This window comes from Streptomyces sp. WMMC940, from assembly GCF_027460265.1.
Lineage (GTDB): Bacteria > Actinomycetota > Actinomycetes > Streptomycetales > Streptomycetaceae > Streptomyces.
The window spans coordinates 6,623,924-6,645,537 of the sequence record NZ_JAPZBC010000001.1; the positions used below are offsets into that span (position 1 = coordinate 6,623,924).

18 protein-coding genes and 3 pseudogenes are annotated in these 21,614 nt (G+C 73.6%); 11 read left to right on the plus strand and 10 right to left on the minus strand.

Features of this window, described 5'->3' with window-relative positions; translation table 11 throughout:
* Positions 1–53 precede the first annotated feature (53 nt).
* Both O7595_RS29220 and O7595_RS29225 read right to left on the minus strand, forming a co-directional pair.
* Positions 54–1,361 (minus strand): MFS transporter, encoded by a 1,308-nt coding sequence (locus O7595_RS29220; protein ID WP_269731564.1) that lies wholly within the window; start codon positions 1,359–1,361, stop codon positions 54–56.
* Positions 1,362–1,404: 43 nt separating this feature from the next.
* The gene (locus tag O7595_RS29225) at positions 1,405–2,430 is read right to left on the minus strand and encodes a hypothetical protein (protein ID WP_269731565.1); all 1,026 of its coding nucleotides are present in this window, start codon (positions 2,428–2,430) and stop codon (positions 1,405–1,407) included.
* Positions 2,431–2,524: 94 nt separating this feature from the next.
* On the opposite strand from O7595_RS29225, the gene O7595_RS29230 reads away from it, so the two are divergent.
* The 4 genes from O7595_RS29230 to O7595_RS29245 all read left to right on the plus strand — a co-directional run bounded on the left by O7595_RS29230 (position 2,525) and on the right by O7595_RS29245 (position 5,210).
* Positions 2,525–2,980 (plus strand): DUF4442 domain-containing protein, encoded by a 456-nt coding sequence (locus O7595_RS29230; RefSeq protein ID WP_269731566.1) that lies wholly within the window; start codon positions 2,525–2,527, stop codon positions 2,978–2,980.
* A gap of 251 nt (positions 2,981–3,231) precedes the next feature.
* On the plus strand, positions 3,232–3,939 hold the full coding sequence (locus O7595_RS29235) for a DedA family protein (protein WP_269731567.1): 708 nt from the start codon (positions 3,232–3,234) through the stop codon (positions 3,937–3,939).
* Positions 3,940–3,958: 19 nt separating this feature from the next.
* Entirely contained in the window at positions 3,959–4,495 is a 537-nt protein-coding gene (locus O7595_RS29240) for a gamma carbonic anhydrase family protein (RefSeq protein WP_269731568.1), read from the plus strand.
* A 541-nt stretch (positions 4,496–5,036) separates the two neighbouring features.
* Positions 5,037–5,210: a CsbD family protein gene (locus tag O7595_RS29245; protein ID WP_269731569.1), complete on the plus strand. Its 174-nt coding sequence runs from the start codon at positions 5,037–5,039 to the stop codon at positions 5,208–5,210.
* Positions 5,211–5,324: 114 nt separating this feature from the next.
* Here O7595_RS29245 and O7595_RS29250 read toward each other — a convergent pair whose 3' ends face one another.
* Positions 5,325–6,542, minus strand: a complete 1,218-nt coding sequence (locus O7595_RS29250) for an FUSC family protein (protein ID WP_269731570.1) — start codon at positions 6,540–6,542, stop codon at positions 5,325–5,327.
* A gap of 161 nt (positions 6,543–6,703) precedes the next feature.
* On the opposite strand from O7595_RS29250, the gene O7595_RS29255 reads away from it, so the two are divergent.
* Positions 6,704–7,441: an acyltransferase gene (locus O7595_RS29255; RefSeq protein WP_269731571.1), complete on the plus strand. Its 738-nt coding sequence runs from the start codon at positions 6,704–6,706 to the stop codon at positions 7,439–7,441.
* A gap of 41 nt (positions 7,442–7,482) precedes the next feature.
* Here the strand turns inward: O7595_RS29255 and O7595_RS29260 are convergent, their stop codons facing one another.
* On the minus strand, positions 7,483–8,349 hold the full coding sequence (locus tag O7595_RS29260; protein ID WP_269731572.1) for a DMT family transporter: 867 nt from the start codon (positions 8,347–8,349) through the stop codon (positions 7,483–7,485).
* Positions 8,350–8,441: 92 nt separating this feature from the next.
* On the opposite strand from O7595_RS29260, the gene O7595_RS29265 reads away from it, so the two are divergent.
* Both O7595_RS29265 and O7595_RS29270 read left to right on the plus strand, forming a co-directional pair.
* Positions 8,442–9,014: a helix-turn-helix domain-containing protein gene (locus tag O7595_RS29265; protein WP_269731573.1), complete on the plus strand. Its 573-nt coding sequence runs from the start codon at positions 8,442–8,444 to the stop codon at positions 9,012–9,014.
* Between the two features lie 47 nt (positions 9,015–9,061).
* A complete protein-coding gene (locus O7595_RS29270) occupies positions 9,062–9,295 on the plus strand; it encodes a hypothetical protein (RefSeq protein WP_269731574.1) in 234 nt (77 codons plus the stop codon).
* 31 nt (positions 9,296–9,326) lie between these two features.
* Here the strand turns inward: O7595_RS29270 and O7595_RS29275 are convergent, their stop codons facing one another.
* Positions 9,327–9,740, minus strand: a complete 414-nt coding sequence (locus O7595_RS29275) for a CoA-binding protein (RefSeq protein WP_269731575.1) — start codon at positions 9,738–9,740, stop codon at positions 9,327–9,329.
* 79 nt (positions 9,741–9,819) lie between these two features.
* Between O7595_RS29275 and O7595_RS29280 the strand changes: the two genes are divergently transcribed.
* From O7595_RS29280 to O7595_RS29290, 3 genes are all read left to right on the plus strand, one after another.
* Entirely contained in the window at positions 9,820–10,446 is a 627-nt protein-coding gene (locus O7595_RS29280) for a YigZ family protein (protein ID WP_269731576.1), read from the plus strand.
* A gap of 178 nt (positions 10,447–10,624) precedes the next feature.
* Complete coding sequence (locus tag O7595_RS29285; protein ID WP_269731577.1) at positions 10,625–11,791, plus strand: exonuclease SbcCD subunit D; 1,167 nt, start codon at positions 10,625–10,627, stop codon at positions 11,789–11,791.
* Complete coding sequence (locus O7595_RS29290; protein WP_269731578.1) at positions 11,788–15,063, plus strand: AAA family ATPase; 3,276 nt, start codon at positions 11,788–11,790, stop codon at positions 15,061–15,063. Before O7595_RS29285 ends, O7595_RS29290 begins: the two co-directional genes overlap by 4 nt.
* Here the strand turns inward: O7595_RS29290 and O7595_RS29295 are convergent.
* The 3 genes and pseudogenes from O7595_RS29295 to O7595_RS29305 all read right to left on the minus strand — a co-directional run.
* Positions 15,008–15,169: pseudogene (locus tag O7595_RS29295) on the minus strand (Lrp/AsnC family transcriptional regulator); the annotation flags it as partial. The gene O7595_RS29290 and the pseudogene O7595_RS29295 sit on opposite strands and share 56 nt — an antisense overlap.
* 305 nt (positions 15,170–15,474) lie before the next feature.
* The gene (locus tag O7595_RS29300) at positions 15,475–17,163 is read right to left on the minus strand and encodes a DUF885 domain-containing protein (RefSeq protein WP_269731579.1); all 1,689 of its coding nucleotides are present in this window, start codon (positions 17,161–17,163) and stop codon (positions 15,475–15,477) included.
* A 58-nt stretch (positions 17,164–17,221) separates the two neighbouring features.
* Positions 17,222–17,731, minus strand: coding sequence for an Lrp/AsnC family transcriptional regulator (locus tag O7595_RS29305; RefSeq protein WP_138056514.1), 510 nt, complete (start codon positions 17,729–17,731; stop codon positions 17,222–17,224).
* A gap of 60 nt (positions 17,732–17,791) precedes the next feature.
* On the opposite strand from O7595_RS29305, the pseudogene O7595_RS29310 reads away from it, so the two are divergent.
* Positions 17,792–18,992, plus strand: a pseudogene (locus O7595_RS29310) (trans-sulfuration enzyme family protein); the annotation flags it as partial.
* Here O7595_RS29310 and O7595_RS29315 read toward each other — a convergent pair.
* Together O7595_RS29315 and O7595_RS29320 are read right to left on the minus strand one after the other, a co-directional pair.
* Positions 18,931–20,400: a GNAT family N-acetyltransferase gene (locus O7595_RS29315; protein ID WP_269731580.1), complete on the minus strand. Its 1,470-nt coding sequence runs from the start codon at positions 20,398–20,400 to the stop codon at positions 18,931–18,933. The pseudogene O7595_RS29310 and the gene O7595_RS29315 sit on opposite strands and share 62 nt — an antisense overlap.
* A gap of 644 nt (positions 20,401–21,044) precedes the next feature.
* Positions 21,045–21,531 (minus strand): annotated as a pseudogene (locus O7595_RS29320) (alkaline phosphatase D family protein); the annotation flags it as partial.
* Positions 21,532–21,614 lie beyond the last annotated feature (83 nt).

A 21,614-nucleotide genomic window follows, 5' to 3' on the forward strand; every position in this document is an offset into this window, starting at 1 on the left:
TGGGAGCGGCGGTGCGGCTCACGGCACCCTCCCCCCGGCGTGGGCGGGGCGGGTCAGATGGTTTCCCGCGTGTGGAGTTCGGTGGCCGTGCCGGCGGCCGGCGCCGGGGCGGAGTCGTGACCGGCCACGTGCTTCGTACGACGCGTCAGATTCCGTACGTCCGGGACCAGCAGCACCAGCGCCGTCACGAGGACGATCAGCGCCGCGCAGCCCCACAGGGCGGTCTCCCGGCCGAAGAAACCCTCCGCCGGACCTGCCAGTGCCGTCGACAGCGGCAGCATCGCGGTCGAGCCGAACCAGTCGTACGCGGAGACCCGGGACAGCTTCTCCTCCGGGATCTCCTGGTGCAGTGCGGTCATCCACGCGACGCCGAAAACCTCGATCGCGACACCGCTGACGAACATGACCACGATCAGAGCACCGATCGGCACCGGCACGGCGAGCGCCGCCGAGGGGAGCGCCAGCGGGAACACGCACAGCGTGCCGACGAGCAGCATCCGCCGGGGCTTCCAGCGCATCATCAGCAGCGCCCCGCCCAGCGTGCCCGCCCCGAACGCCGCCAGTGCCAGGCCCCACGGGCGAGCTCCGCCCAGCGACTCCTCGGCGACCAGCGGCCCGTACACGGCGTCGGCGGCACCCACGACCGCGACCACGACCGAGAACTGCGCCACGATCGACCACAGCCAGGGGCGGCCGGTGACCTCGCGCCAGCCCTCCCGCAGGTCGGCGAGCAGTCCGTCGCCGGGCGCCCGCTCCGGGGTGTGACCGACGTCGAGGAACGCGCGAAGCGCACCGGCGACCGCGAAGGCGGCCGCGTCGACCGCGAGTACCCAGCCCGGACCGACGGCGGCGATCATGGCCCCGCCGAGCGCCGCGCCGCCGATGCCGGCCCCGTGCATCGCCATCCGGAAGAGCGCGAACGCCCGGCCGGCGTGCTCGCCGTCGACGGTGGACATCAGCATGCCCTCGGCGGCGGGGTTGAAGAACGCCTGCCCCGTGCCGCAGAGCGCGGTGAGCAGCATCATCTGCCACAGTTGCGGATCACCGGCCAGCACCAGCGCGGCGAACGCCGCCTGCGACACGCAGTTGAGGGCGTTGGCGGCCACCATCACCCGGTGCCGCGGCAGCCGGTCCGCGATCGCCCCGCCGATGAGCAGGAACAGCACGAGCGGGAGGGTGCGGGCCGCGGCGACCAGGCCCACGTCGCCGCCGTCGCCGCCGGACTCCAGCACCGCGAACGCCGCCGCGATCAGCGCGCCGTGGGTACCCAGGTTGGTGACGATCGCGGCGGCTGTCAGCAGTGAGTAGTTGCGGCCGGCCCATTCGGGACGGCGGCGGAGGAGCGGCGTACGAGAAGTCACCCGGGGACTATCGCCGCCGCCGCCTCCGCTTGCCAAACGGGTTTCAGGACGACGGGATCTCCGCGAGCCGCACGGTGCCAAGGATCCGCTGGATCGTCGCGTCCGGGATCTCGCCCGTCACGCCCTTGTTGGCGTACAGGACCCAGGAGGCGAAGTCACCCTTGGCGTTCTTGAAGGAGAAGGCGATCGCCTTGCCGTCGCTGTCGCACTTGCTCTCCTTCTTCACCCCGATCGCGGTCGCCGTCGCGACATGGCCGCTGAGCCCCGACTCGGTCGTGTACGGCTGCGCCTTGGTGACCTTCACCGTGCCCTTGGGCTCGGTCTGGGCGTAGGCGGCCCAGACCCAGTTGCCGGCCTCGTTGTACGCGGCCTCGGCGGTGTCCTTCGCACCCTGGCCGCCCTTGGTGCCGGTCGCGCCCAGTCCGGTGTCCTCGGCCTTGCCGTCGAGGTCCGAGTCGACCGAGCACCACTTGCTCTTGAAGTAGGCCGGCGCGGTCATCACGACGACGGGTGAACCGTCGCCCTTCTTCTCGTCCTCGAAGCCGGTGGCCACGCCCGTGCCGGCGACCTCCCAGCCCTCGGGCACGTCGAACTGCGTGCCGTGCTTGGGGTTGGTGACGACCTTCCAGCCCGGGATCGTCGGCTCGGCACCGCCCGAGCCGTCGCGGGGGTTGTCGGTGGGAGAGGGCGCCTCGGCGGGCCCTGACGACGATGCGGCGGGCTTGTCGCCGCCCGCGGCCTCGGGACCCTCGTCGTCGTCCCGCAGCACCAGGGCGCCGGTGATCACTGCCGCGGCGACCACGGCCGTGGCGGCGACGATCGCGACGACGGCCGTCTTCTTCCGGTCCGGGGAGGGGCCTCCGGACTGCGGCGGTCCGGGGACGGTGTACTGCGGCGCGGTCGGCTGCTGGTACGGACCGGGCTGCTGGTAACCCTGCTGCGGGTACCCGGGCTGCTGCGGGTGGCCCGGTTGCTGATACGGGTTCGGCTGCTGGTACCCCGGCTGCGTGTAAGGGTTCTGGTCCTGCGGGTTCTGCTCGCCCCCGGGCGGCTGCTGTCCTGGCCACATGGCGAGTAACCATAGAGGTGCGGCGTGTTCGGTGGCACGTCCGCCCCCGTGAGGGGATGGCGAAGTTCTGCTACTCGTGGGTAACATCCGGTGTATGAGTGCAGACCAGATGTCCGTCGGTGAGCTGCTTGCCGCCACGGTCCCCATGGCCAGGACCCTGAACCTGGAGTTCCTGGAGACCTCCGCAGAACGTGCCGTCGTCCGGTTGCCGGACCAGGCCGACTACCACAACCACGTCGGCGGGCCGCACGCCGGAGCGATGTTCACGCTCGCCGAGTCCGCCAGCGGTGCGATCGTGCTCGCCGCCTTCGGCGAGCAGCTGACCCGGGCCGTGCCGCTCGCGGTGAAGGCCGAGATCGCCTACCGGAAGCTCGCCAAGGGCGTCGTCACCGCCACCGCGACCCTCGGGCGCCCCGCGGCCGAGGTCGTCGCGGAACTGGACGCCGGGGGGCGCCCCGAGTTCCCGGTGACCGTCGCGATCACCCGTGACTCGGACGACGCGGTGACCGGTGAGATGACGGTCGTCTGGACGCTGCGCCCGAACGGCTGAGACGCCCCGGGGCGCGGTCGTCCGCGACCGCCCGCAGCGAGGGCGGCGTGCCGTCGCGCCCTCCTCGGACGCCGGATCCCGGAGCGTCCCCGCGGCCGTGGCCGGATGCGGCGACGCCCTCCGCTCCAGGTAGGCTGCCCGGCGTGCGCCGCAGGGGCGCACGCCGGGCAGCCCGAGCCCGATCGCACACGGGCACGGGCATCCGCTCCTCGACGACGGGCCGGCGCCCGGGACGACGGGAGGATCCTGCGTTGCACGTCCAGGAGTGGCTCGAGACCGTGCCGGCCGTGGCCGTCTACGTCCTGGTGGGCGGGGTCATCGGACTCGAGAGCCTCGGGATCCCGCTGCCGGGCGAGATCGTCCTCGTCAGCTCGGCCCTCCTCGCCTCCCAGCACGGCGACATCGACCCCTGGGTCCTCGGCACCTGCGCCACCGCAGGCGCGATCATCGGCGACTCGATCGGCTACGCCATCGGACGCAGAGGCGGACGGCCCTTGCTGACCTGGTGCGGCGGCAAGTTCCCCAAACACTTCAGCGAGGCCAACATCGCGCTGGCCGAGCGGTCCTTCCAGAAGTGGGGCATGTGGGCCGTCTTCTTCGGCCGTTTCGTCGCCCTGCTGCGGATCTTCGCCGGCCCCCTCGCGGGCGTGCTGCGCATGCCGTACTGGAAGTTCCTGATCGCCAACGTCTTCGGCGGCATCCTCTGGGCAGGCGGTACGACCGCCGTCGTGTACTCCGTCGGCATCGTCGCCGAGGCGTGGCTGAAGCGCTTCTCCTGGCTGGGTCTCGTCCTGGCCGTGGCCTTCGGCCTGACCTCGATGCTCGTGCTGAGGAGCCGCGCGAAGAAGGCGGCCGCGCGCGGCGGGGCGGCCCGGGCCGACGACGCCGCGGCGGCCGCCCCGGCGGAGGGCGCGGCCGCGCCGTCGCCTACGGTGCACGTGGGCGCGGCACGGAAGTAGCAGGGGTGAGGAGAAGACGATGTCTGAGCGCGAGCGGGCACTGATCTCGGCGGTCGGCGGCAAGGAACCGGTGATCTCCCCGGAGGCGTTCACCGCGCCGACGTCGGTGGTGATCGGGGACGTCACGATGGCCGCGGGGGCGAGCGTCTGGTACCACACCGTGCTGCGCGCGGACTGCGGGCCGATCGTCCTCGGGGCCGACAGCAACATCCAGGACAACTGCACCGTCCACGTCGACCCCGGATTCCCGGTGACCGTCGGCGCACGCGTCTCCGTCGGCCACAACGCCGTGCTCCACGGCTGCACCGTCGAGGACGACGTCCTCGTGGGCATGGGCGCGACCGTCCTCAACGGCGCCCACATCGGCGCCGGGTCCCTCGTCGCGGCGCAGGCGCTGGTGCCCCAGGGCATGCGCGTGCCGCCGGGCTCCCTCGTCGCCGGCGTCCCCGCCAAGGTCAGGCGCGAGCTCACGGACGAGGAGCGCGAGGGCATCAAGCTCAACGCGGCGATGTACCTGGAGTTGGCCGAGGGCCACCGGGCGGCGGTCGACGGCTGACGCCGAGGGCGGCCGGAGCCTCGGTCCCCAGCCGTCCGTCGCGCTCGTCCTGCCCGAGGGCGGGAAACCCCGGGCCGACGCAATCGGGAACGGGCGAAGGAACCGGGCGAGGAGCGCTACGGGCAACCGCTCGGCCGGCGAGCCGGTCGGCCGGGCCCGCACCGGAGTCGCGCACCTCGGGACTCCGGCGCGGGCATTCCCCGCCGTCACGCGGGTACCCGCATGCGCGCAAGGCCCGAACGACCTTCGAGACACCCGGAAGGCGCAATCATGACCACCCCGAAGGAACCGCCCCCGGACGGGCCCGAACCGGTTCCGAGCGGTCCCCGTCCCGTACCGCGTGATCCCCAGCCGCCCGAGCCCTCGCCGGACCCGGCCCCGCCGGCCGACCCCGAACCGGGCACCCGTCCGACCCCGGAGCCGCCGGACTGACGCCCGCCCCTCGACCGCCCGTGTGCTCGTCGTCACCGATTGCGAACCCTGGGTGAGGGGCGCACTGTGGACGTGCCAGTCCACCCCCCACGCTGAAGGGACAACCGACATGGGCAAGGCAAAGGCCAAGGCGAAGCAGGCCAAGGGCAAGATGAAGGAAACCGCCGGCAAGGCCATGGGCGACCGCCAGATGCAGGTCGAGGGCCGTGGCGAGCAGATGGCGGGCAAGGCCCATGAGGCCGCGCACGACGCCGGCGAGCGGATCAAGAAGTCCGGTCGCTGAGTCGGGCCCACGCCGCTCATGCCCGGGGCGGCCGCACCGCACGCCGTGCCGGTGCGGCCGCCCCGGCGCGTCAGCGGTTCCGCCGATGTGCCGGGGACGCACCGGACACCGTCCTCAGTCGCCGTTCCGCCCCAGGCTTCGGCGGATCCGGACCTTCGCGTCGTCCAGCCACCTGCGGCTCGACAGGCGCTCGCGGGCGTGCCGGTCCAGTTCCTCGATGAGGCGTTCGGAGCGCTTCTCCACGTCCAGTTCGTCGAGGATGCGGTCCGCCTCCGCGAGCAGGGCCCCGTGCAGCTGCCAGTTCGTGTGGTCCTCGCGGAGGTCGTCGAGCAGCATCGCGGCGACGCGGTCCCGGCAGGCGCGCCCCTCGGCGAGCTCCTCCGACAGCCGGGCCTCGGCGTCCGCCCCGGTGACCGACGTCTGGGTGGTGATCAGTGCCGTGAAGGCCGCGATCGCGTCGGACAGATGACCGAACAGATCCTGCAACCCCTTGGTCGCGGCCGGCGGGAAGATCGTCCCCTGGGGCTGGGTCTTCGCCAGGTCGGTGAGCGTCCGGCAGGAGACCCGCAGGATCACGGCGCAGATCTCCAGCGCGTCCAACCCGGTCCTGAGGACGACGCGGGAGAGCACCGGCTCCTTCACCCGCGGGTTGAACCGCAGGCTGTCCTCCGCCTGCCGCAGCGCGGCGTCGACCTCCACGATGTCGTGGTCCAGCCGGCGTGCCTCGTGCAGCCTGGCCGCCGCCTGCGCCACCGGCGTGTGCTCGCCGAGTTCCTCGGCGATGTGCGCCAGCAGCCCCCGCATCCGTCCCGACAGGTCGCCGATCGCGGCGCTGGCGTCGCTCACCCAGACGGGCGGCACGAAGAGGACGTTGAAGAGCAGCCCCACGACGGCGCCGATCAAGGTCTCCAGCACCCGGTCCCAGCCCGTCTCGGTCACCTGCGTCACGCCGAGGACGAGCATGGCGCTGATCGCCACTTCGGGCACGAACTCGCCGACCTTCACGAAGCGCCCGATCACCAGCGAAGCGAGGATCACCAGCCCCAGACTCCACCAGCTCAGCCCCACCAGAGCGCTGAAGCCGATCGCGATCAGCACGCCCGCCACGACCGAGTTCACCCTCCGGATGCCGGTGGTGAGCGTCGAGTAGAGGGTGACCTGGACGACGAGGAGCGCTGTGAGGGGCGCGGTCAGGGGCAGTGCCTCGCCGCTCAGCCGAAGGGCGATGACGTAGGAGACGACCGCGGCGGCGGTGGACCGCACCGTCTGGACGACCGCCGGCTCCCGATGACGCCTCACCAGATCGCGGAGCGGTTCGCTGGTTGCTGCCACCCTGTTCCTTTCCCCTCGTCCCCTCGTCACGGATACGCAGGTCCCCCACCCCAGACTGCCGTCTGGGCCGCCCCTCGCAATTCCGCGCGCGGTGCGGCGTGGGGCAAAGATCACAGCGCGCGCCCCGGGTCGCCCGCGCCCAGGCCCACTAACGTGTCCTGGTGCCGAAAAACCGAAACACGTTCTCCCCGCCGACGGCCTGGTGGCGACGGCTGCTGTCGCGGGCCGTGCACGGCGGCTGGGCCTGGGCGCGGGAAGCGGGCGCGGTGACCGCGGAGCGGCCCGGGCCACTGCGTTTCCGCAGGATCGGCACCGGCACCCGGCTGGCGTTCCCGCAGGGAACGGTGTTCGGTGAGGCGTGGATCGAGCTCGGCGAGCACTGCATCATCGCGGAGCAGGTGACGCTGACCGCGGGCATGATGCCGGGCCTCGATCTCGGACCCGATCCGATCCTCACCCTCGGCAACGGCGTGGTGCTCGGCCGAGGCAGTCACGTCATCGCCGACACGACGGTGACCATCGGCTCGGACACGTACTGCGGCCCGTACGTCTACATCACCTCGACCAATCACAGCTACGACGACCCGCACACACCCGTCGGCAAGCAGTGGCCGCGTGCCGAGCGCGTGGAGATCGGACCCGGCTGCTGGCTCGGCACGGGCGCGGTGATCCTTCCGGGGGCCCGGCTCGGCCGCAACGTAGTGGTCGCGGCCGGGGCCGTCGTCCGCGGCGAAGTCCCCGACCACGCGGTCGTCGCGGGGGCGCCTGCCAAGGTGGTCCGGAGCTGGGACCCGGTCCAGGGCTGGCAGCCGCCGCTGAGGACCCCCGCGCCGCTGCCGATCCCGGAGGGGGTCACTCCGGAGCAGCTGGTCGCCCTCGCCGAGCTCGAGGAGCGCTGACCCGATCCGCCGTCCGGCGGGACCGGGCCGGCGGACGCCGCTCAGCCCGTCGCCAGGAGGACCGTGCCGACGAGCGCGAGCCCGGCGCCGGCGGCCTGCACCGCGCGCAGCCGCTCCTTGAGCACGCCGCGCGCCGCCAGGGCCGTGACCACGGGGTACAGCGAGGCGAGCACCGCCGCGACCGCGACCGGGCCCTGCTGCGCGGCGATGGAGTAGGTACCGTTCGCTGCGACGTCCGCCAGGCCGACGAAGGCGAGGGCCGGCAGCGAGCGGACGATCAGATCCCGCCCGCCGTCCTCCGGCGGTGCGCGGCCGCCACGCTTCACCGACGCGTACAGCGCCGCGCCACCCACCAGGACGTTCGTGACGCGCTGGACGAAGAGCGCCAGGAAGAGGCCGGTGAGCGTGGCCGACGCCTCGGCGATGAGCGCCATGACGGAGCCGAAGCCGAACGCGGCGAGCAGGGTCAGCAGGACCGCCTGGCGCTGTACGGGCGCGCCCCGCAGCTCCGGGCCGCCCGCGAGCAGGACGCCCACGACGGCCACGCCGATTCCGGCGAACTGCAGCAGCCCGGGCCGCTCGCCGAGGAGCAGCCCCACCGAGACGGGCACGACGACCCCGAGCGACCCCAGTGGGGAGACCACGCCCATGGGGCCGAGCGCCAGCGCCTTGTAGAAGCTCAGCATCGCGACCGGCCCGACGACGCCGGCCGCCACCGCGTACCAGAGCTGGGGTCCGGCCTCGCTCCAGCCGCCGGTCGCCGCGACGATCGCGCCGAGAACGGCCACGGCGATCGTCTGCGAGACGACCACGACGGTCAGTGCGGGCGTGCGCCGCGTCAGCAGTCCGCCGCCGAAGTCGGCCAGCCCCCACAGGAGGCTGGTGGCCAGGGCGAACAGTGCTGTCATCGGTGCCTCGCAGTACAGTTCGGTGAACGATCGGGTGCACCACACCGTAGTGCAACACATTGAACTTATCCATTGAATATATTGGACGGAATGTGTCGGACCTCGACCAGCTCACGCAGTCGCTCGCCCGCAACCTCAAGCGCTGGCGCGGCGAGCGGGGTTTCACGCTCGACGCCCTCGCCGCCCGCTCGGGGGTCAGTCGCGGCATGATCATCCAGATCGAGCAGGCGCGCACCAATCCGAGCGTGGGCACGACGGTCAAGCTCGCCGACGCCCTCGGGGTCAGCATCACCACGCTCCTCGACTACGAGAGGGGCCCGCAGGTCCAGCTCGTGCCGCGCGAGCAGGCAGTCCGGATGTGGTCGAGCCCCGGAGGCAGCTCGACCACGCTGCTCGTCGGCACCGAGGCGCGGGGCCCGCTGGAGCTGTGGGCCTGGACGCTGATGCCGGGCGAGGAGAGCGCCTCCGACCCCCACCCCGACGGCACGGTGGAACTCCTGCACGTCACCTCGGGGGAGCTCACCCTCGTGGTCGACGGAGAGCCGTACGCCGTGCCGGCCGGAACCTCGGCGACCTACGAGGCGAACGTGCCGCACGTCTACCGCAACGCGGGCACCGGGACGGTGGAGATGACCATGGCGGTCTCCATCCCGCCCGTGCGCTGAGACGTCCGGCGACGGGAGCACCGTCCGCTGTCGGCGGGCCCGTCCGCGTGCACCCGTCGGACACCTCGACGACGCCCGGCCCGGGCCCGACCGCCCCGCTCGCCGACGCCGTACCGGGCCGGCGCGGCGACGTCCCGGCCGATCGTTCGCTGTACGCGGACACCACCCCGGCCGTCGACGGTTCCGCCCCGGCCGTCGACGGCACGGCCGTGTCCGGCCGGCACCACGGCGCCGACCTCCTCGGCACCCCGACCGAAAGCGTCGGCGTCGGTCAGTCGTGAGTCGGCCCGGAGGAGAGGCCACCGCACATCCTCACCGTCGGTCCAGCAGCGGGATCTCGATCGCCGGGCAGCGGTCCATGACCATCTCCAGGCCCGCGGCACGGGTCCGCTCGTACGCCGCCTCGTCGATGACGCCCAGCTGGAACCACACGGCCCTCGCGCCCTTGGCCACCGCCTCGTCGGCAACGTGGCCCGCGAGGCCGCTGTTCACGAAGACGTCCACGACGTCGACGTCGAACGGAACATCGGCCAGGGACGCGTACCCCCGCTCTCCGTGCACCGTCTCGGCCTTCGGGTGCACGGGCACGACGCGCTTGCCGTGGCGCCGGAGCACCGCGGCCACCCCGTGGGCGGCACGGGACGTGTTGCTCGACAGCCCCACCACGGCCCAGGTGTCACCCGTCCGCGTGAGGATCTTCCGGATCGTCTCTGCGTCTGCGTACATGCCCGGGACAACCGGCCCCCGGAGCCCGCCATTCCCGCCCGCCGACCGGGTGGGCCGGGGAGCGGCATAGGGTGGCGGGATGCAGGAGCAGTACCGGACGGTCGCCGGTGAGGGCAGGCACGAGACCGAGATCAACCGATCCCGCTTCATCTGCGCGCTCGCCCCGGCCGCGAGCGAGCGGGAGGCGCAGGACTTCGTCGCGCGCATCCGCCGGGAGCACCCGACCGCCACCCACAATTGCTTCGCGTACGTCATCGGCGCGGACGCCGCCGTCCAGAAGGCGAGCGACGACGGCGAGCCCGGGGGGACGGCCGGCGTTCCGATGCTGCAGATGCTGCTCCGTCGTGACGTCCGCTACGCCGTGGCCGTCGTGACGCGCTACTACGGCGGCGTCAAGCTCGGTGCCGGAGGGCTCATCCGTGCCTACGGCGGTGCGGTCGGCGAGGCGTTGGACGCGCTCGGCACCGTGACCCGGCAGCGTTTCCGGCTCGCCACCGTCACCGTCGACCACCAGCGCGCCGGCAAGGTCGAGAACGATCTGCGCGCGACCGGCCGCGAGGTCCGGGACGTGCGCTACGGGGAGGCCGTGACGATCGAGATCGGCCTGCCGGACTCGGACGTGGCCGCCTTCCGCGCCTGGCTCGCGGACACCACCGCGGGGACGGCGGGGCTGGAGCTCGGCGGGGAGGCGTACGGCGAGGTCTGAAGCCGAGCAGCATAGCCCGGATCGCGGGGATCGCTCCCGGAAACGGGGGAAAACCGAGCCCTCCGGGAAAGCGGTCGGCCGCCGCCGCTACCGTGGTCGGTGCTTCCGGCGGACCTCGCGCCCGCCGGGTGCCGGCTTTCGGGCCGGGGAGGGGACACGATCGGGTCGGAGCCGTTTCTTGAGATTTCTGCACACGTCGGACTGGCACCTCGGGCGCTCCTTCCACGGGGTGAGCCTGCTCGGCGCACAGGGGGCGTTCCTCGACCACCTCGTCGCGACGGCGCGCGAACACGACGTGGACGCCGTGCTCGTGGCGGGGGACGTCTACGACAGGGCCGTACCGCCCCTGGCCGCCGTGGAGCTGTTCGACGGCGTACTGCACCGGCTCGCCGACGCGGGCGTGCCCACCGTGATGATCTCCGGCAACCACGACTCGGCCCGCCGGCTCGGAGTCGCCTCCGGGCTGATCGAGCGCGCGGGGATCCATCTGCGCACCGACCCGGCGGGCTGCGCCACCCCCGTGGTGCTGCGGGACGGGCACGGCGACGTCGCGTTCTACGGACTGCCGTATCTGGAACCGGCCCTCGTGCGGGACGAGTTCCGCACGGCGACGGCGGGCCACGAGGCCGTCCTCGGGTCGGCCATGGGCCGGGTGAGGGCGGACCTCGCGGAGCGGGCTCCGGGCACCCGCTCCGTCGTCCTCGCGCACGCCTTCGTCGCGGGCGGCGAACCGAGCGACAGCGAGCGGGACATCACCGTCGGCGGCGTAGCGGCCGTTCCCTCCGGACTCTTCGACGGCGTCGACTACACGGCCCTGGGCCATCTGCACGGCTGCCAGACCCTCAACGAGCGGGTGCGGTACTCCGGTTCCCCGCTCGCGTACTCGTTCTCCGAGACCCACCACCGCAAGACCATGTGGCTCGTCGAGCTGGGCCCGGCCGGCGAGGTCGCGGCGGAACGGCTGGACTGCCCGGTGCCCCGGCCGCTCGCCCGCATCGAGGGGCGGCTCGAGGAGCTCCTGGCGGATCCGGCGCTGGCACGCCACGAGGAGTCCTGGGTCGAGGCCACCGTCACCGACCCGGTGCGGCCCGCCGAGCCCATGGCGCGGCTCGCCGAACGCTTCCCCCACACCCTGAGCCTCGTCCTCGCTCCCGAGCGCAGCGGCGAGGACACGGTCGCCTCCTACGCCGAGCGGCTGCGCGACCGTGACGACCACCAGATCGCGGAGGACTTCGTGACCCATGTCCGCGGGGGCAGCGGCCCCGACGAGCGCGAACGGGCCGTGCTCCGCGGCGCCTTCGACGACGTACGGGTGGACACGGCCGTCCGCGAGGTGGCCGGGTGAGGCTGCACCGGCTGGAGATCACCGCCTTCGGGCCCTTCGGCGCACGGCAGCGGGTCGACTTCGACGCACTGTCCTCCGCCGGTCTCTTTCTGCTGCACGGACCGACCGGGGCGGGGAAGACCTCCGTCCTGGACGCGGTCTGCTACGCCCTCTACGGCGCGGTGCCAGGCGCCCGGCAGAGCCCCGGCACCTCGCTGCGCAGCGATCACGCTCCCGTCGGCACGTACACCGAGGTGTGCCTGGACCTGACCGTGGGCGGCCGTCGGCTGGAGATCACCCGGCAGCCCGCGCAGCCCCGCCCCAAGAAGAAGGGCAGCGGTTTCACCACCGAGAAGGCCCAGAGCCGGCTGCGCGAGTACGACGCGGGGCGCGGCGAATGGAAGGCGCTCAGCCGCTCCCACCAGGAGATTGGTGAGGAGATCGCCCAGCTCGTCGGCATGAACCGGGACCAGTTCTGCCAGGTCGTCCTGCTGCCGCAGGGCGATTTCGCGCGCTTTCTGAGGGCGGACGCCGAAGCGCGCGGAAAACTGCTCGGCCGGCTGTTCGACACCCGCCGCTTCGCCCTGGTCGAGGAACGCCTCGCCGAACTGCGCCGCGCCGCCGAGCAGCAGGTGCGCGACGGGGACGAGCGACTGCTGGCCCTGGCCCACCGGATGGGGCAGGCGGCCGGGAGCACGGCCGGAGACTGGCCCGCCCCCGCGCACCGGCCGGGGGAACCCGGCCTGGCCGGCGCCGTGCTGCAGTGGGCCGCCGTGGCCCGCTCGGGCGCCCGGGAATCCCTCGCCGTCGCGGCCTCGGCCCTGTCCGCGGCCGAGGCCCGCCAGTCCGCCGCGCGGCGCGCGCTGGACGCGGAACGGGAGCTGGCCGCACTTCAGCAGCGCCACGCCGACGCCGTACGGCGGGCCGGGGAGCTGGAGGCCCGGCGTCCCGCGCTGGAGCGCCTGCGGTTGCGTCTGGAGCAGGCCCGAAAGGCCGAACTGGTCGGACCCGCGCTCCGGTTGCGCGAGGAGGCGGAACGGGAGCACCGGGCCGCCGACACCGCCTGGCAGCGGCTGAGAGCCGGCCTTCCGGCGGAGCTGGCGGACGCGGGGGCGGAACAGCTCTCCGGGACGGAGCGCGAACTGCGCCAGGAACTGGGCGGCCTGGACGCCGCGCGGCGCGCGGAGCGGCGCAGTGCCGACATCACCCGTGAACGCGAGGAACTCGACCGCCAGGCCCGGCACGACGACGGACTCCTCCAGGAGGCCGAGGGCTGGCTCGCCGACTGGGACTCTCTGCGCCGTGCGCTCCAGGACCGGATCGAGACCGCACAGGACGCCGCCACCCGGGCCGAACACCTCGCAGGACGGCTGGAGCCCGCCCGCCGCCGGGTGTCCGCCGCCCGTGAACGCGACCGCCTCGCCGCCTTGGCCGAGGCCGCCGAGGAGGACCTCCGTACCGCTCGCGAGCGGGCCGACTCGGCTCGCGAGACCTGGCTCGACCTCAAGGAGCGCCGCCTGCGCGGCATCGCCGCCGAACTCGCCGCGGGGCTGGAGCCCGGGCAACCCTGTGCCGTCTGCGGTTCCGCCGAGCACCCCGCACCGGCCGAGGCCGGTGCGGAGCACGTCGACCGCGCGGCCGAGGACACGGCGTACGGGGCGTACACCGCCGCCGACGGGGACCGTGCCGAGGCGGAGCGGCAACTGGCCGTGCTGCGGGGGTCCTTCACTGCTGCGAGGGACGCGGCGCGCGGGACCGGTCCGGCGGACGCGTGTGAGGGTGGCGGGCACCGCACGGTGCCGTCCGCGCCGGAAGCGGGCATTCCGTCACCGTCCGCGGCACCCGACGACCTGCGCCACGGCAGTCGGCGGAACGGTTCCGGCGACATGACCGCAGCGGCCGGCGAGGCCGCCCCGGCACCGGACGGCTGCCGCGTCGCGGACGCCCGGCGGGACACCGCGTCCGCCCCGGGCCGGGCCGCGGCGGAGGGGCTGCGGCCCCACCCCGTGGCCGTCGCCGACCCGTCGGTCGCGGCCCTGGAAGCGGTCGTCACCCGGCTGGAGCGCGAGCACCGGGACGCCCACGCGCTGGCGGCCGGTACGCACGCCGTCCGCGAGGAACTGGACCGCGCCGAGCGGGAGTACGACGAGCGGCTGGCGGCACGGCAGGAGGCGGAGCGACGCGCCGTCGCGCGGACGTCGCGGCGGGAAGCGCTCCTGAGCGAGCAGGCCGCGCTGGACGCCGAGGTGGCCCGGACCGTCGGCGGCTCCGGGACCGTCGCCGAGCGCACCGCGCAGCTGGAGCGCCGCATCGCGGTGCTGTCCGGGGCGGCCGAGGCCGTTCGCGCGGCTGACACCGCGGCCCGCCGGCTCAAGGAGGCCGACGACCGGCTCTCCGACGCGGCGTTCCGGGCCGGCTACGCCACCCCCGCGGACGCCGCCGCCGCGCTCCTCGACGACGCGGAACGGCGCGACCTCCAGCGGAGGCTCGACGCCCGGCAGGCCGAGGAGGCCGCGGTGGCCGACCGCCTCGCCGAACCGGAGCCCCTCTCCGCCGCGGCGCTGCCGCCCGCCGCTCCCGAGGCGGCGCTCCACACGTCCGACGCCGCCGAGACCGCGCTGCGCGACGCGGTCTCGGCCGTCGACTCCGCCCGCGAGCGCTGCGAGGAACTCGACCGGCTCTCCCGCCGCGCCACGGCCGAGGCCCGCGGGCTCGGTCCAACGCGCGACGAGTACGAGCGCGTCGCCCGGCTCGCGGGCCTCACCGCGGGCACCTCCGCCGACAACGAACGCAGGATGCGACTGGAGTCGTACGTCCTGGCGGCCCGGTTGGAGCAGGTCGCGGCGGCGGCCACCGTACGGCTGCAACGCATGTCCGCGGGCCGCTACACGCTGGTGCACTCGGACGCCCGGGCCGGAGGCAAGCGCTCCGGGCTCGGTCTGCACGTCGTCGACGCGTGGACCGGGAAGGAGCGGGACACGGCGACGCTGTCCGGCGGCGAGACGTTCTTCGCCTCCCTCGCCCTCGCCCTCGGTCTCGCGGACGTCGTCACCGAGGAGGCCGGCGGTGTGCGCCTGGACACCCTGTTCATCGACGAGGGCTTCGGCAGCCTCGACGACCAGACCCTCGACGAAGTGCTCGACGTCCTCGACTCGCTGCGCGAACGCGACCGCAGCGTGGGCATCGTCAGCCACGTCGGCGATCTGCGCCGGCGGATCCCGGCCCAGCTGGAGGTCGTCAAGGAGCGCGACGGGTCGGCCGTGCGGCTGCGCCCGGCCCCGGTCGGCGGCTGAGCGGCCGCCGGGGGAGGGGCGAGGAGCGCACGACGCTCGTCGTCACCGAGCCGAGTGCGCCGATCCGGCCCGGTACCTCCTCGAAACGGCTTGTGGAACGGGCGGCGGACCGCGGTGGCCGAGGCGCGGCGGTCCGCCGCGGAGACGGTACGCATGGGCGGGGAGGACCGCGGTGCCGAGGCACGGCGGTCCCGCCGCGCCCGGCCGACGCGCGGTCGACGGCCCCCTCGCCCCTCGGCGGCCGCGCGGCCGGAGACGGGTCACGGGGCAGGACATCGACGCGGAAGGCGGCATACGGCGGTCATGACAGGTGCGGCGGCCCCGGACACCGCCGCACCACCGAGTCCGCACCCCGCCGTACGGGCGGACCGCCCGGCGGCCCGTACACGGGAGAGCGACAGGACTCCTGCCTCAGAGCTTCGACAGTTCGTCCACCAGGTCGTCCAGCCCCAGCGGGCCCTGCGACAGCGCCGCCATGTGCCACGCCTTCGCGTCGAAGGCGTCCCCGTGAGCGGCCCGAGCCCGCTCCCTGCCCAGCAGCCAGGCCCGCTCGCCCAGCTTGTATCCGATGGCCTGTGCGGGCATGGAGAGATAGCGCGTGAGCTCGCTCTCGACGAAGTCGGCGGGCCGCCCGCTGTGCCGGCCGAAGAACTCCTCGGCCAGCTCCGGCGTCCAGCGCTCGCCGGGGTGGAACGGCGATTCCCCGGGGATCTCCAGTTCCAGGTGCATGCCGATGTCGACGATGACCCGGCAGGCCCGCATCATCTGGGCGTCGAGGTAGCCGAGCCTGCGCTCGGGGTCCGGCAGGAAGCCGAGTTCGTCCATCAGACGCTCGGCGTACAGCGCCCAGCCCTCCGCGTTGGCGCTCACCCCGCCGACGGTCGCCTGGTAGCGCGACAGCCGGTCGGCGACGTGGACCCACTGCGCGATCTGCAGGTGATGACCCGGAACGCCCTCGTGGTACCAGGTCGAGACCAGGTCGTACACCGGGAAGCGGGTCTCGCCCATGGTCGGCAGCCAGGTCCGGCCGGGGCGCGAGAAGTCCTCGGACGGGCCCGTGTAGTAGGGAGCGGCCGCGCTGCCGGGAGGCGCGATCCGGGACTCCACCACCCGTACTCGGTCGGCGAGTTCGAAGTGCGTGCCGTCCAGCGCGTCGATCGCCTCGTCCATGAGCTTCTGAAGCCACTCGCGGACTTCCTCGACGCCCTCGATGTGGGTGCCGTGCACGTCGAGGTGGGCCAGCGCCTCCCAGGGGCCCGCGCCCGGAAGGATCCTGTCCGCCTCGGTCCTCATCTCGTCGAGCAGCCGGTGGTACTCGGCCCAGCCGTACGCGTACGCCTCGTCGAGGTCGAGTTCCGTGCCGTTGAAGAATCGGACCCAGCGGGCGTAGCGCTCCCGGCCCACCGTGTCGGGTGAACCCTCGACAGCGGGGGCGTACACCTCGTGCATCCAGTCGCGGAGCGAACGGAAGGCCGAGGTGGCGAGTACCGCGGCGCTGTCGAGCTCGGCCCGCAGTTCGTCCGGGCCGGCCGCGACGAAGTCCTCGAACCAGCCGCGCCCTTCCGACCCGCCCGTCCACTCGTCGAGCTGTGTGATGAAGGCGGCCGTGGGGCGCGGACCGGCGGGGAGCTTGCGCTCCAGTCCGAGGGCCAGCGAGGCGCGATAGCCCTCGAGGGCGTCCGGGACGGCCCGCAGACGCTCCGCGACCGCCGTCCAGTCCTCCTTCGACGCCGTCGGCATCACGGTGAAGACATTGCGCACGCTGTGCGCGGGGGAGCGCAGGTTGCTGACGGTGCGCAGGCCCTCCTCGGCGTCGTGCACGGCGAGTTCGGCGGTGAGCCGTTCCCGCAGCAGACGGCCGCAGCGCCGCTCCGCGTCCGAGCCGGCGCCGGGAAGCTTCTCCGCCTCGTCGAGCCGGACGAGCGTCGCGCGGGCGAGTTCGGCCACGGCCTCCTGGCCGGCCGGGGAGAAGTCGGGGAGGCGGCCGGCGCTCTCCGGAACTCCCAGGTAGGTACCGGTGATCGGGTCGAGGGTGATGAGTGCGTCGACGTAGGCGTCGGCGACCTGGCGGGGCAGCGCGCTGCTCGGTGTCTCTGGCATGCGCTCATCCTGGTACGGGCCAGGGCCCGGCGTCATCACCGATCGATCTCACGGCAGCTCAGTCGGCTGACAAATGAGCATGCCCGGGGGGCTCTTGGGCGGGTGGGAGGAGGGGGCCGCACTCCCACTGCTGGAAGATCAGACGGGTTTCCACACGGGCGACTTCACGCCGCGACGTGAACTCGTCGAGCACCAGCCGCTGCAGGTCCGCCGTGTCGGTCACGGCGACATGCACCAGATAGTCGTCGGGCCCGGTCAGATGGAAGAGCGCACGTGACTCCGGCAGGGCCCGGATCCGCTCGACGAACGGACCGATCAGTTCCCGGCGGTGCGGGCGCACCTGGACCATGAGGAGTGCCTCGAGCCCCCTGCCGAGTTTGGCTGGATCGAGCCGTAGCTGGTGCCCGAGGATGATCCCGCTGCGGCGCAACCGGCCCACCCGGTCCAGGCACGTCGAGGGAGCGACCCCCACCTCGGCGGCCACCTCCCGGTAGGTGGTCCGGGCGTCGTTCTGCAGGATGCGCAGTATGTGCAGGTCGACCGGGTCCAGAGCGACAGAATCGGCCATGGCCCGAACGTAACACGGAGCGATCGCCCTACCGCCCGGTAATTGTTCACAGTGCGCGCCATGGGAATCGCCGCCTCGAACGCCCCCGTACCCACCCGGGCGCTCGCCACCGAAGCCGTGCACGCCGGACGCGAGGATCTCGTGGAGCTCGGCCTGCACGCCGCACCGATCGACCTGTCCACCACCTACCCCTCGCACGACATCGAGGCGGAGGCGGCTCGCATCGACACCTTCGCCGCCACCGGCGGGCGGCTGGACGGTCCGCCCGTGTACGCCCGGCTCGACAACCCGACGACTGCCCGCTTCGAGACCGCGCTGGCCCGTCTCGAGGGCACGGACAGCGCGGTGGCCTTCGCCAGCGGTATGGCCGCCCTCACCGCGGTGCTGCTGGTCAGGGCTTCCACGGGGCTGCGCCATGTGGTGGCGGTCCGGCCGCTGTACGGCTGCAGCGACCATCTGCTGGAGAGCGGACTGCTCGGTACCGAGGTGACCTGGACCGACCCGGCGGGCCTCGCAGCCGCGATCCGTCCCGACACGGGACTCGTGATGGTCGAGAGCCCCGCCAATCCGACGCTGGCCGAGGCCGACATCGCGGCGCTCGCGCACTCCTGCGGCTCGGTCCCGCTGCTCGTCGACAACACCTTCGCCACGCCCGTGCTCCAGCGGCCCGCGGAGCAGGGCGCCAGGATCGTGCTGCACAGCGCGACCAAGTACCTCGGCGGCCACGGCGACGTGATGGGAGGCGTCGTCGCCTGCGACGAGGAGTTCGCCGCCGCACTGCGTCAGGTGCGCTTCGCGACCGGCGGGGTGCTGCACCCGATGGCCGGCTATCTGCTGCTCCGGGGGCTGTCCACGCTGCCGGTGCGGGTCCGGGGCCGCGTCGGTCACCGCCGCCGACCTCGCCCGGCGGCTCGCCGCGGACCCTCGCGTCGCCCGCGTCCACTACCCCTCGGTCGGCGGCGCCATGGTCTCCTTCGAGGTGTACGGGGACCCCCGCGACGTGATCGCCGGTGTCCGGTTGATCACGCCGGCCGTCAGCCTCGGCAGCGTGGACACGCTGATCCAGCACCCGGCCTCCATCAGCCACCGGATCGTGGCCGAGGGAGACCGGCGTGCCGCGGGCGTCAGCGACCGGCTGCTGCGGATGTCGGTCGGGCTCGAGGACGTCGAGGACCTCTGGGCCGACCTGTGCCGGGCGCTCAGCGCTCGGCGCGGCCCCGCTCGGACCGCTGGGGGGCACGCTCCCGCTCCTGGGGCAGCGCACACGGCGCATCGAGCGGAGGTCCCGGGCGCACCGGAGTCGCACCCAGCCGTGCGGTGATCACGAGGGTGCCCTCCTCTATCTGGTAGTCGAGCGGGAGGCCGAGCCCGCGCATGGCCGCGACCATGCCGGTGTTGGACGACTGCGTCACGGCGTACACGCTCTCGCACCCCGCCTCGACGGCCATCGCCACCAGCCGGCGCAGCAGCTCGGCGCCGATGCCGCGGCGCTGCCAGTCGTCCTCGACGAGCAGCGCGACCTCCGTCTCGTCGCCGTCCCAGAGCAGATGGCCGAGGGCGACGATGCCGCCGGACGCCGTCCCCACTGCGAGGGTGCGTCCGAACCTCGGGCTGAGGAGATGGTTCAGATAGCGGTCCGCGTCGCCGACCGGCCCGTGATAGCGCAGCCCCAGCGTCCGTGCGGAGCAGCGGTCGTGCATCGCGCGGGCGGCGGCGACGTCGCCCTGGTCCGCGCGGCGGACGGTGATCTCGTTGCCCTCGGGGAGCGTCAGCACGTCCTGACTGCGCGGGATGCGAGGGCCGAGGCGGGCGTCGAGCTCGACGAGGGCGCGGGCGCGGGCGAACTCGGTCGGGGTGAACGGCAGATAGGCACGCTCGACCGTGATCGTGCCGCCGTGCGGGTCTCGCAGCCGTATCACCGTCTCGTCCAGGACGCCCTCCTCGGGCACCGGTTCACCGTTCGGCCGGCCCCCGAGGGATTCGGCGGGCAGCGAGTGGATGGTGCACCGGCCGAGCAACTGCCGGAGCGCGAGCGGAAGCTCGGCCGCGTCCAGGGCGGTCCGGGTGGCCAGCCCCAGCAGCCGGGTGGGGGTGTCGACCAGGTCGTGGGCGTCGGCGCGCTCGATCCAGGTCCTGCTGCCGCCCGCGGCCGATACCGCCTGGGTGATTTCCTGGGTCTGGAGAGCGGCGGGCGCCCGCAGGAGGAACTCGTCGACCGTGCCCTCCGCCAAGGGGTGCGTCTGCAGCGTCAGGATGTCCACCCCGTGGCGTGCCAGGGCCGTGCACAGGGCGGCGAGACTGCCCGGCTCGTCCCGGACGGTCGTCCGCATCCGCCACAGCGCGGTCTCGCGGGGAGCCGGTTCTCGGGCGCCGGCCGGGCCGGTTGCGCCGAACGTGCCGGCGGTCCCGGAGCCGGCGGCTCCGGGACCGCCGGTATCGCCGGTCGGAGGCGCATGGCTGTGGCGGCGTGCCCACCAGGTGTGGAACGCCGCCGTGGCGATGAGCGCGACGGCCGAGAAGACGAGCAGGTACGGCCCGTCGGGGCCGTGAGCGATCATGTTCGCAATGGCGTCCGCCACGGCGACGGCGGTGAACAGGGCGGCCAGTTCGACCAGATCCCGCCGCCAGTGGTGGCGGCGAGTGCGCTTCGCGGAGTTCACGTCAGTCATGCCATCACTGTGACCGAGTGGTGTTGCCTGATCACGAACGCTTTGTGACTGATGGGTTAAGGCCGGTTCTTGCATGTTATGGCCTGCTTTCTCCCGAATCTGTCGTTGAAGGATCACGGCGATGACGCAAGGCGGTCAACGGCGGGCCCGCCCGGGCGGACCGGCGTGGAGGAGCCACCCCGCGCGGCCGGCTCGTGGTGGCCGGCGGGCTCCTCGGAACGGGCCGCCGCCACGGCGGCCCCGCCGCTCCACGCGGTCGGCTGCCACGGAGGGCATCTCCCCCGTGCCCCGCGGTGGACCGCCGCCGTCCGGCACGCCGGGCAAGGCCGCCCCGGCACCGACCACGTCGTCGCGTACGCACCGGTCGCGGAGGCCGATCGGGCCGAGTCCGGCGGCCGGTTCGGCTCGACCGTACCAAGGGCGACGAGCTCCGCAACGTCGTGTCCCAGCCGACCTGCGTCGAGTTGACACGGGCCGCGAGGACGAGAAGGGCGTCGACGGCCGCGATCCGGTCCGCGGCATCACCGGCACCGAGACCGGTGGGCGGGCGCCAGATGGAGGACCGGGCAGGAAGGCGGCGGCCGGGTCGGCACGGTGTGCGCGGCCTCTCTCACCCGAACTCGCGCTCGGCACGAGCGGCCCGGGTGCACCGTGTCACCGCCGCACAGGAAGAAGCCGGGGTCGAGGCGCCGCATCTCCTCGGAGGTGCGGAACCCGCCGACGTCCGGGTCGATGCCCCGGCCCTGCTCGGCGACGTTCCCTGACCGGAGGAAGCGCACCCCGCCCGGCGCCCCGCGGGGGCGGTGCGGAACGTGGCGTGCACGGGCTCACCGGGGCGCCGCGGGTCATCGGGATCGGCCGGCGTCACCCGGCCGTGGATCTGCTCACCCGCCGGCAGCCGGCGCGGCGCGGTCGTCGCGGTGACATCGGTCCCCTGCCCGAGCAGCGGGCCGTGCCGTCTGCGCGCACGGCGGAACGACTCGGTCGCCGACGTCTCCACGATCATCCGCGCCGGTCGGTCCGACCGGACCCGCGCGGGTCCGGACGATGCCGTCCCATCGCCGGTCTCCACGCCCACGCGGCGCCCGGCCCGCCCCGCAGGGCCTGGGCGGGAGAGGGCGCGCCACCCATGGCGAGCGCAGTCGAGGCGGCAAGCGAACCACGCAGCAGGGTGCGGCGGTTGCAGGACGTCGGCCGGCAGCCGCCAGGCGGTC